Origin of the sequence: Pseudoalteromonas sp. SWXJ133 (genome assembly GCF_015864365.1) — a bacterium.
Classification (GTDB): domain Bacteria; phylum Pseudomonadota; class Gammaproteobacteria; order Enterobacterales; family Alteromonadaceae; genus Pseudoalteromonas; species Pseudoalteromonas arctica.
Window position 1 is genome coordinate 53,493 of the sequence record NZ_JADYXJ010000027.1, and the last position, 10,939, is coordinate 64,431.

Genomic DNA, 10,939 nt, shown 5'->3' on the forward strand with positions numbered 1-10,939 from the left:
CAGTATTTAGATGCCATGTCAGTATTTATAAAGTCTTTTTATCAAAAATTTTTCCCGGCTCGTCAGCTGCTTATTCGCCAAAATGGAGAGGTTAAGCATGTTGTTTTAGCACCTTGGTTTCAACTTCTTGTAGCATTGCTTATTTTAGTTACTTTTGCTTGGCTGAGTATTTCGAGTTTTCGTGTTTACACACAAACAAATAAAATTTCTGACATAGAACAAAGTCAAATAAATAAACAAACACTTTGGCAGAAAAAAGCCTCTGAACAGCATGCCCTTCAAGCTACCCAATTAGAACAACTTGCAGTACTTGAGCAAAAACAAGCGCTGCTACAGAACATGATAGAATCTCTTCCAAATTCGATTAGTAAAGATGCAATTAAATTTGATGAAGAACTTCAATCACCAATTAATGAAAGTAGCGGTGAGTTTCATGAGCCGTTAATCGATGAAAATAAAAAAGATAAACAAGTACAATCAATAAGCCCAATTACATTTACAGAAAGATCTGTTCGTTTAAATAACTATTACGAACAAAATTTTACTCTGTTAGGTAGTCAGATAAAAGAGCGACACGAAGCTATTTTATCCATGGTTAAAGGTGCAGGTCTTGAGTCGGCTCTTGAACAACATTTAATATTAAGCGCACAAATTACAGCGCAGGGTGGTCCGCTTGATATATTTGACGAAACAAAAATCCCAAGCCACTTTCTAGCCATTGTTGATAAATTATTAGTATTAAATAATTTAGAAAATTTTTTGACTGAGTTGCCAAACACTCTTCCCTTGGTTAATGCTAAATATTATATTTCGAGCAATTTTGGACTCAGAAAAGATCCGATGAATAGCAATCATGCATTTCATAAAGGAATTGACTTAGCTGGTTGGCATAAAACCAAAATATTTGCCCCTGCCGACGCTGTAGTTCTTAGAGCTGGTCGCAACGGCGGTTATGGTAACTTTATTGAGCTTGAACATAAAAATGGCTTAGTAACACGATTTGGTCATTTAAATAAAATCAAAGTTAAAAAAGGGCAGCTAATCACTAAACACGACGTAATTGGTCTAATGGGTAGCACAGGTCGAAGTACAGGTACTCATTTGCACTACGAAGTATTACTTAATGGCAAGCAAGTCAATCCTCTAAAAATAACAAAGGCGTTTTCTAGTGTTCAGTAAAAAAAAGCAAAAAGTAGATAACTCATCTTCAAATAACTCACCTTTAAAAAAGATAAGTCAAACTCCCTCTATCATCTCTGAGGATGTACGTATGACTGGTACTTTAATCAGCCAAGGAGAAGTGCAACTAGATGGTCGTATAGATGGTGATATTAAAGCTGAACATTTAGTTATAGGTTCTACTGGGGTTGTTGAAGGCATTGTTGAAGCTAAAAGTGTTGTTGTAAAAGGTAAAATTATTGGTACCTTAAATGCCAGTGAAGTAAAAATTCAGCATACGGCACATGTAAATGGCGATGTATTACATGATACGTTGAGTATTGATGCTGGTGCAGTTATTGAGGGCAGCTTAAAGCAGCGCTTTGAAAAGGAAAATGTTGAATTGATTAATGATAAATCTAAGCCTTCTGTAAGTGAGGTTAAAGTATTGCTTAAAGAAGATGATGCCAGTGGTTTGTCTTTTACTAATAAGAAAGCTGTAGAGAAAAAGTAAGTTACTTTTTCTCTGTAATGTACATTGTAATATCGGCAGTGAAAACAAGTTCATTGCGGGTATTAAAAAGTTTAACGGATACTACTAGGTCCTCTTTGTCAATCCATTTATGTGGTAAATCAATTTCAGCGACGGCTCTTACATCTGTATCTACTTTAGCCAAATACCTAACTGTCATCCCTTTAGGGATCCAACGATGCGTTTTAACGGGTACTGTTGCATCTACCATTACACCTGCACACAACTCAGCTAAGTTACACTGCGCAATAGCATGAATAGTTCCAATATGGTTATGGACGCTGCGACGATTTTTTACCACTGCACTACAATGCCCTTCTCGAAGATCGAGCACGTAAGGTTTCATCGAACCAAAATATGGCGCTTTAAAACAAACAGCTTTAGTAAAAAGCCAGTTCCCAAAAGGTAAGCGCTTAAATTTGTGCCATGTTTGTACAAGTGCAGATTTATTACTCATTATTATTTTCCATCAACAGTTACTTTTATCAAACTAACACATCAGACCAGTTTTAAAAAGTGCATTTACACTGCCTTTTTAGCTTAATCCAATCAAAAAATAAAAATGACAACCTATGCAGGGGTCATAAGCCCTTTCTTTTTTACGAGTGCCCACCTAAAATACTCGGCAAAAGGAGACTCAATGCAAACACAGCCCGCTAAACCTAATATGACTTTGTTACTTATCTTAGTGTTACTCGTTATATTTTGCCCTATGGCAATTGATATTTACTTACCCGCTTTTCCTACTATTGCAGAACAATTTGCAGTTACAGAACAACAAGTTCAGCAAACCGTTGCTATTTTTATGCTAACAGTAGGTTTGGGCCAATTAATTGCGGGGCCTTTGGCCGATAGGTTTGGCCGAAAGCCAGTGGCTATAGTGGGTATAAGTTTATATGCAGGCTCAGCATTACTTGCCTATTACTCGCCTTCTTTTGAGATATTGATGATTGCACGTGCCCTTCAAGGTTTTGGAGCCTGTGCCACATTTGTTGTCGCATTTGCGATAGTACGTGACAAATATGGCAGTGAACGAAGTGGACAAATGATCACCTACCTTAACGGGATTGTGTGCTTTATTCCGGCAATGGCACCTATTTTAGGAGCTTGGCTTACCGTACAATTTGGCTGGCGTATGAACTTTATGTTTTTAACCGCGTTTGCAATTGTAGGCCTTGTTGTTACGCTATTCTTTTTTAGAGAAACTCGTCCTGCTGATAGCCATTATCAGGGGCATATTTTAGATTTACGTCGCTTTACACCTATTATAAAAACACCGGTATTTTTGTTTAATAGCCTAATTTGCATGGTCTCAATGTCGGCCATATTAGTTTATGTGACGCTAGCTCCAGGCTGGCTCATTACGCATTTAGGCGGCACCGTAGCCGACTTTACTTTTTGGTTTACGTTAAACGCCGTAATAAGTATTGTCGCTAGTTTTATTTTACCAACGTACATTAAACGAAATAGCCAACGTGCTTTACGTGTCGGTGTGAGTGTACTGGTTTTTTCAGGCGTTTTAATGCTAGCCCTTAGCGGTATAGAAACGGCATTTGCGCTTATGTTACCTATTTTAATTGCAGCATTAGGCTTTGCTCTAAGTTTAGGCTCAGCAGCAGGTATGGCTCTGTCGAGTTTTCCTAAACAAGCAGGCACAGCCTCGGCATTACTTGGTGCTATGCAAATGAGTGGCGCGAGTATACTCGTTGTTTTAACCCAATATTTAGGGTTAAGTACACCGTGGTTAATTGCTTTTCATTTATTATTACTAGTTCCGCTTTGGATTATTTTAATGAGCAAAAAAGCACATACTTTACACCCAACTAAAAGCGCTCAATGATCAATCCTGATTTTTTAGTCTCGTTTTTATTAGCCAGCTTTTTAATGGCTGTAGCACCTGGGCCATCAAATGCATTTTTGATGGCACAAACATTTGCTAATGGTCGAAGCGCCGGTATGCAAAGTGCTTTTGGTTTTGCATTAGGTGGGGTTATTCATACTCTATTTGCTGTTGTAGGCCTAAGCGCAGTCCTAAAAGCTTCCCCTAGCGCCTATGCCGCAGTGCAATATGCAGGCGCAGCATATTTATGTTATTTGGGGTTTATGATGATTAAAGGCACGCTAAAGCAGCCAGAACCTATATCTGAGGGCAAGCAAACCGATAAACCGCATATAAGTACCAGTAAAAAAAGTAATGTCATGTTTCAAGCTATGATGACTGAAGTGCTAAACCCTAAAGTGGCGCTGTTTTTTATTGCATTTATTCCGCAATTTGTAGATCCAACGCTTTCATCTGCTACTTTTCAACTCGCTTTTTTTGGCTTACTTTACCCTCTTTTTGCTTTTCCGATTGACTGCACGTATATTTATTTTGGCGACAAAATTGCACAGTTTTTTAGACGTAACCCAAATAGCCAACTTTGGATTGATAGGATCACCGGCATTGTATTTATAGCCCTTGCTATCAATCTATTATTTTAACTAACCTGCACTTTGATTAAGAAATTTATTCTTCCGAGTTTAGGTTCACCAATAAAAAGAATTAGCATGGAACAAAAAACACAATCTCTTCCCGCACAAAAAAATATTGCTTTAGTGGCACACGATGGTAAAAAAGCAGCACTAAAATTATGGTGTGAAAAACACAAAGAAATACTAAGTAAGCACACTTTATATGGCACAGGTACTACGGGGCATTTAATTCAAAAAACCACGGGACTTGATGTAGTTCAGCTTTTAAGTGGTCCTATGGGCGGCGATCAACAACTTGGCGCTAAAATAGCAGAACATGAGATACATGTTTTAATATTTTTTTGGGACCCATTAGCATCACAGCCTCATGACCCTGATGTTAAAGCACTGCTGCGTTTAGCCGCTGTTTGGAATATTCCGGTGGCGTGTAATGAGGTGAGTGCAGATATGTTATTAAGCTCACCACTTATGGATGTAGAGCTTGAACGTACATTGCCAGATTACGAAAAATACCTCGCAACCCGACAAATAGATCTTTAAACCTCAATTGTAATCTAGGTTATTTATAAAGCATGCTGGCCCATTTAGTCAGGCCAGCAGTTACACTACCAAAGTGATCTCCGTTAACCATTTTTATATTGCCTAAGTGCTCACTTAAAGCCGCTTTAATCAATGGTGATTGTGCACTGCCACCTGTTAAGTAAATAATGTCTGGCGTGGTCGCAGCGTCGCTGATTGCTTGTTTTGCTAAAGTCACTATTTGACTAATACTACTCTCAACGGCAACAGCTAAATCGCTTACCGATACATTTTTATTCAGCCCACTATCTAAAAAGCTTAAATCACAATCAAACGCACTAGCTGATGAAAGTGCTATTTTAGCCGCTTCACCTTGCTGTACTAACTGATGACCTTGCTTGTTTTGCTGTAAATGTATTAAACGCTTATAAAGCTCAGGTGCACTTACATCACGTAATTGTGCATTTAGCTCTCGGGTATGGCTTTCACTATAAAATTGACTTTGTAAGTTTACATCGTTAATTTTACACGCTTGCCAAAACGCTTGATTAGGCAAAGGTAGACCTGATTTAAACGTACTGCCTAAACCCAATAACGGCATTAAACCATGAAAGCTCAAAGCAATATCTAAATCGTTTCCGCCAACACGTTTACCACTGTGAGATAAAAAATCGCTATCGCGCTGGCTATTTCCTCTAAAGCTTGGGCCCATTTGTACAAATGAGCAGTCACTTGTACCACCACCAATATCAATAACGAGTACTTTTTGATCCTGAGTTAAATCACTCTCGTAATCGATACCCGCAGCAAGTGGCTCATATAAAAACTCTACATCTTTAAAACCAGCACGTTTAGCAGCACGCTCTAAAATACCGACCGCTTGTTGATTTGATTGCTCGCCACCCACAGCTTGAAAGTTTACTGGGCGACCAATCACTGTTTGTGTAAGTGTTTTACCTAAAGAGAGCTCAGCGCGTTGCTTAATTTTTAAGATCATCGCGGTTGCAATATCTTCAAAAAAGTTAATTTGACCTTGCTTTAAACCTGTTGCGCCAAAAAATGATTTAGGGGACTTAACAAAGTAGCCTTCTTCAGGAAACTGCACGTACTCGCTAATCGCTTCACGACCAATAAATAGGGTTTCATCTGAAGGTTGTAAATCAAGGTCTGACTTAATACGAGGTAAGGTATTTAATAATGCTTGGCGCTGCGTTAAAAAGTCATGCTCATGGGCTGTGCCATGTAAGTGCTTAGCAACAAAGTCAACAACCAAGGCACTGTGATGAGTGTAAAGTGTAGACGGTAAGTAATGTTTTCCTTGCTCTAGCGCTACTAATTGAACATTACCCTCGCTCATTACACCCATAGCACAATTAGAACTACCGTAATCAAAACCTACAAACATACTTCACCACACATTACCAAAAAGGCCGCGCAATTTAGCACACTTTGTAAAAATTATAAATGTTATAAACTATCTCTTACTCGTAAAAAACTAGCAAAACGCGGTAAACCGTTTTTTGTTAATCCATGAAAGCGGTACGTTACTGTGCTACCTATCTCAGGCGGAGCTGAGCGCTCTGCATCATTAAACCCAGTACCAATTGAAAACACCTGCCCTTGTGCTGTTTTTACCCTTAATGCCCCTAACATACCTTGGTATTTGCCTTTGCCTGGTAAGTGCGCAATTACAACCGCTTCTGCATCTAAATAAGGCTTTAATTTTAGTAATGCACTGCTTCGCCCATTGCTGTGCTTAGCACTGGCCAAATGAAGCATTACGCCCTCGCCGCCCTGCTTAGTTATGTTTTCAAAATACTCTGTGAGCTCCTCATTATTAGTAAAGCTATATTGAACTACAACGCTAATGTGCGGCGAGTTTAGGCTAGTAATAAGCTCATTATAGTTTTTATAACGAGTGCTAAAAGGCAGATTTTCATCTGGCATATCAAATATTTTATAAGTAATAGTTTGCCAATCATGATTATTAGGTTTTTTAGTCCTTACTATGCCACTAAGCGCAGAAAAGTGCTCACGCTTGGTCCATAGCTCACCATCAAGCCATACATTTGGCAATGGCGCTGTAAACCAACTCGGCGCATTGATAATATTGCCCTTGCGAGTAACAAACTGCGTGCCGGTCCATATAGCTCTTACGCCATCATATTTTTCACTGACTAAATACTTACTTACATCGTAATGTTTAGTTTCGTTATATACTTTAGCCAGTAAAACAGAGGGTTGTGCTGCACTTATACATTGCGTAAAAAGTACAACAACAATTAAAAGCAGGTGTTTAATAGTAAACATTGGCGCATCCAAGCAAGTAAAAGTTGGCTTAAACTATAGTTGAGATTGCACCCATTGCCAAAACTCATCTAAGTTACTCATTTTATAGGTAGCTTGGCTAAAATCGTGATCTTTAGTGTGGCTATTAGCAATGGCTACAACACGTAACAAGGCGTTGTTGGCCGCCGTAACGCCAGTAAATGTATCCTCAACGGCTATTGCATTGCCTACCTGTATATTTATCTGCTTAAGTGCCAGTAAATATGGGTCTCCAGCAGGTTTAGGATTAGTTACATCGTCTTTTGTTACCACCGTGTCAAACAGCTCATAAAACCCTAAACCTTTAAGTATTGGCATGGCTTCACTTTTAGCACTACCTGTTACTAGCGCCATTTTTAAGCCACTACTTTTTACCGCTTTCAACGTTTGCTCAGTAAACGGCATTAGTGGCGGTAAATGTGTTATTACATATTCACCAAATAAACGGTATTTTTCATCTGCTAAAAATTGTGCGGTTACTGATAGATTATGCTCTTGCTTGATGTCGATGGCAGCTTCTAAAGTAGGACGCCCCGAAAAACGCTGACAAAAATCACTTTCTAAATAACTAACACCATAAGGCTTAAGTAGTTTACTCCAACATACAAAGTGCATGCTTTCTGAATCAACTAATGTGCCATCCATATCAAATAATACTGCTTCTAATGTCATCCTCATCCCTTATTTAACCTAAGCCAAATTTTGACAATAAAAAAGGCGCCTAAGCGCCTTTATTTATACTATTACTGAGTCAAACCTGCTGGTGGCTCACCCGTTGCTTCTTCACCTGTTTCAACATCAACAAGCTCGTAGCCGCGCGTTTTACGCATAACTTTAAGTACAGGCTTTTCAAATGCTGTTTTTAAACGATCTGAGTCATCTTTCAACTCATCAAGTGTTGTACCAAAAGGGGCTGCGCCTGTTTCTGACCAGTTAGTCACTTTACCGTTCAAGTTATATTCTACTTCGTGTATTTGATATTGCGCTGCTTCATCTTTCGTTGCTTCACAAAAAATTACACGGTAATTCCAAAATCCAGCCATTTTCTTATCTCTTTAAATTAATTAACGCTACTTTACCAGCTTTATAAAAACATAAAAGCCTGCACAAGGCAGGCTTTTAAAAATTAATACATTTAGGTTAACGTTTAGAAAAAGTTAACTTTAAATTCAGCACCAACATAGCGCTCTTCATTAACAATACCTGTATTGTTATTAAAGTCTATAGCACCAATAACTTGTTGCTCGTCAAATAAGTTACGAACAAAAGCGGCTACTTCGTATTCATAATCACCTTCAGACCATGTGTAACCTGTACGCAAACCTGTTTCAATAAGCTCTTTACCTTCAAACTCTACTGATTCGTAAAGGAACATATTGATTTTACTGCGGTAAGAAATATCACCGCTAGCAAAGAAATTACCATCAGCTAATTCTTTAGTGTAGCGAAGCGTAAAGTTAGAGATCCACTCAGGTGCATGCGGTAAGTTATTGCCATCAAGAAATACTTTACCGTCTACTACAGGGTCTGTAATATTTAACGTTGGACGATTAGGAGCTGCAATACTTAGATTGCTATCTTTGATTTCAGTTTTATTGTAGCTTAAGTTAAATGTAGCATTAAATTCGTCACTTAATACCCACTGCGAGTCTAGTTCAAAACCATAGCCTGTTGTTTTATCAGCATTAAGCAAGCGGTTAAAGTTAGCACCACCACCAACAGCGGTAAGTTGCTGGTCATCCATTGTGTAGTAAAACACAGTGGCATTAACACGGCCTTGCCCATCTAGCACGTCTGATTTAATACCAGTTTCGTAAGAAGTGATTGTTTCTGATTCAGCAGTCGTTACATCATTACCAAACAAAATACGACCTTGTAAACTCGGTGCGCGGAAGCTGTTAGCTACGCGGCCGTACCAGTTAATATCGTCGTTAATTTTATAGTTTGCTGATAAATCCCAGCTAATATGATCATCGCTCACATTTTGCTTAACAGGTGGTAACGGACCGGCACCAATTGGGCTTATAGTACGGTAAGCTACAAAATCTTTATCATCATCAGAGTAGCGAAGGCCCGCAGTTACTTTTAAATCATCTGTAAAGGTATAATCTACTGAGCCAAATACAGCCCAAGCAGTTGTGTCTTGTTGCTGACGAACATAACCATTTAAAACACCATTATTTGAAGTGTCATAACTAAAGTTTTCAATTGTTAGCTCTTCATCAAAGTAAAATACACCTACTTGATAATTTAAGTCACCATCAAAGTTACTTGATAAACGTAGCTCTTGCGTTAACTGATCGTGCTCTGGAATGCCATCCGCACTTTCATTAAAAAATGGAATAGAACCTGGTCCCATAGCAACAGGTACATCATCTATTGAAAAGCCGCCGTAGCCACCATCGATATCGGCACGCGAATATATTTCAGCACTTTCCCATGCGGAGATAGACGTGATTGTGTGGTTTTTAAGTTCCCACTCAAGCTTTAAGCTTGCACCTTCCGATTCTACTTGTTGAGTAGAACGAGATGCTGCATCTTGATAAACAATATCGTTTTCAAAGTTGTCTACAAGCTCATTAGTACCTGGTTTAATTACGTTTGCACGAAAGGCAATTGGCGAGCCATCTAAATCACGTGTGTGGTAATTTAATAAAGCAGTAAAATCATCGCCTTCATATAAAAACTGAACGCGTGCCGCTTTTTCAGTGTAACCACCTTGCTCGTCTTTAGCTTCAAAACCTGGAGCTTGGTTATCAATGTAATCGTCTTTATCTTGCCATAATAATGAAACACGAGCAGATAAGCGGTCAGTTAAAGCACCACCTACAGCACCACTTGTGTCTACAGCGCCACGGCTACCATATGAAACAGAGCCATAGCCATCAAATTCTTGGCTTGGTTTAACAGTATCAAACTTAACAAGGCCAGCTGGCGTATTACGCCCAAATAAAGTTCCCTGTGGTCCACGTAATACTTCTACGCGTTCAACATCAAATACTGGGAAGCCTTTTAAAATTGCATTTTCTTGAACGACTTCATCAACAACAAGTGATACTGGTTGTGATGCATTCAAATCGAAATCGGTATTACCTAAACCACGAACGTAAAAGCGTGGGAATGAACGACCAAATGAAGATTCAATAGATAAACTTGGAATTTTCGCATTTAAAAAACGAATATCCATACCCGCAGAGCTATACGCATCAAGGTTATCACCTTGTAGAGCAGATACTGCTACTGGTACTTCTTGAGCGTTTTCTACGCGTTTACGAGCTGTTACTTGAATAACTTCTAGTTGATTACTTTTTTTAACTGCTTCTTGTGCAGCTAAAGAAGAAAATGAAGTACCTGCTACTGCAGAGAACAACGTTGCATTGATTAGGGTAGCTAACGTAGATCTTTTCATTGCTTTCATGTTGGGTTTAACCTTTTTTGTGCACTCTTGTTCAACGGTTTTTTGTGTTGCGCAATGTATTCATTGCGGGCTCGTTCAATTTTTCGCGACTTGCGTCATGCGCGCGGACCTTATTACCGAGAGTACAAAAACGATGTTATAAGGCTGAACGAACGATGACGATTATATCATTATGTGACAACTTTACTGCATAAATATAGACATAAGCAGAAACTTTTTTGCAACATTTAACTACAAAATCGCGTATTCTTACCACTATTTAGATGAAAAACCCTAATAATGCGGACATATGTCCTTTATTGGATTTAATGAAATGAAGTACGAAGAAGGGATTGTTTTACATGTTAACCTAAAATAGAAACACCTGTGTTTTTTTTTAAAGCCGCCCAAGAGCTAACACCATTCAGTTAAGCATGCTTTGACTTAATGGTGTACCGAGTTTTTGAAATTCGAACGGTCCTACTTTTGGGCCGTTTTCTTTTTTCTGGAAGAATATAACGTTTCACTCGTTC

The 10,939-nt window shown here is 38.7% G+C and carries 11 protein-coding genes; 5 read left to right on the forward strand and 6 right to left on the reverse strand.

Annotated elements, in window-relative coordinates; all coding sequences use genetic code 11:
• Nucleotides 1–15: 15 nt before the first annotated feature.
• Together I6F40_RS16900 and I6F40_RS16905 are read left to right on the forward strand one after the other, a co-directional pair.
• Nucleotides 16–1,179, forward strand: a complete 1,164-nt coding sequence (locus I6F40_RS16900; protein WP_166378835.1) for a M23 family metallopeptidase — start codon at nt 16–18, stop codon at nt 1,177–1,179.
• The gene (locus I6F40_RS16905; protein ID WP_197193231.1) at nt 1,169–1,672 is read left to right on the forward strand and encodes a bactofilin family protein; all 504 of its coding nucleotides are present in this window, start codon (nt 1,169–1,171) and stop codon (nt 1,670–1,672) included. Before I6F40_RS16900 ends, I6F40_RS16905 begins: the two co-directional genes overlap by 11 nt.
• A 1-nt stretch (nt 1,673) precedes the next feature.
• Here I6F40_RS16905 and I6F40_RS16910 read toward each other — a convergent pair whose 3' ends face one another.
• On the reverse strand, nt 1,674–2,147 hold the full coding sequence (locus I6F40_RS16910) for a hotdog fold domain-containing protein (protein ID WP_197193232.1): 474 nt from the start codon (nt 2,145–2,147) through the stop codon (nt 1,674–1,676).
• A 183-nt stretch (nt 2,148–2,330) separates the two neighbouring features.
• On the opposite strand from I6F40_RS16910, the gene I6F40_RS16915 reads away from it, so the two are divergent.
• From I6F40_RS16915 to I6F40_RS16925, 3 genes are all read left to right on the forward strand, one after another.
• Nucleotides 2,331–3,530: a multidrug effflux MFS transporter gene (locus tag I6F40_RS16915; RefSeq protein ID WP_166378841.1), complete on the forward strand. Its 1,200-nt coding sequence runs from the start codon at nt 2,331–2,333 to the stop codon at nt 3,528–3,530.
• Nucleotides 3,527–4,171 (forward strand): LysE family translocator, encoded by a 645-nt coding sequence (locus I6F40_RS16920; protein ID WP_166378843.1) that lies wholly within the window; start codon nt 3,527–3,529, stop codon nt 4,169–4,171. Before I6F40_RS16915 ends, I6F40_RS16920 begins: the two co-directional genes overlap by 4 nt.
• Nucleotides 4,172–4,237: 66 nt before the next feature.
• The gene (locus I6F40_RS16925) at nt 4,238–4,702 is read left to right on the forward strand and encodes a methylglyoxal synthase (RefSeq protein WP_002958191.1); all 465 of its coding nucleotides are present in this window, start codon (nt 4,238–4,240) and stop codon (nt 4,700–4,702) included.
• 19 nt (nt 4,703–4,721) lie between these two features.
• Here I6F40_RS16925 and yegD read toward each other — a convergent pair whose 3' ends face one another.
• The 5 genes from yegD to I6F40_RS16950 all read right to left on the reverse strand — a co-directional run bounded on the left by yegD (nt 4,722) and on the right by I6F40_RS16950 (nt 10,427).
• On the reverse strand, nt 4,722–6,086 hold the full coding sequence (yegD, locus tag I6F40_RS16930; protein WP_197193233.1) for a molecular chaperone: 1,365 nt from the start codon (nt 6,084–6,086) through the stop codon (nt 4,722–4,724).
• 62 nt (nt 6,087–6,148) lie between these two features.
• Nucleotides 6,149–6,991 carry a DNA ligase gene (locus I6F40_RS16935; RefSeq protein ID WP_197193234.1) on the reverse strand — a complete coding sequence of 281 codons (843 nt, stop codon included), beginning with the start codon at nt 6,989–6,991 and terminating at the stop codon, nt 6,149–6,151.
• 33 nt (nt 6,992–7,024) lie between these two features.
• A complete protein-coding gene (locus I6F40_RS16940; RefSeq protein ID WP_197193235.1) occupies nt 7,025–7,681 on the reverse strand; it encodes an HAD family hydrolase in 657 nt (218 codons plus the stop codon).
• Nucleotides 7,682–7,752: 71 nt separating this feature from the next.
• Nucleotides 7,753–8,052 (reverse strand): hypothetical protein, encoded by a 300-nt coding sequence (locus I6F40_RS16945; RefSeq protein WP_101217785.1) that lies wholly within the window; start codon nt 8,050–8,052, stop codon nt 7,753–7,755.
• A 104-nt stretch (nt 8,053–8,156) separates the two neighbouring features.
• Complete coding sequence (locus I6F40_RS16950) at nt 8,157–10,427, reverse strand: TonB-dependent receptor (RefSeq protein WP_197193236.1); 2,271 nt, start codon at nt 10,425–10,427, stop codon at nt 8,157–8,159.
• Nucleotides 10,428–10,939 lie beyond the last annotated feature (512 nt).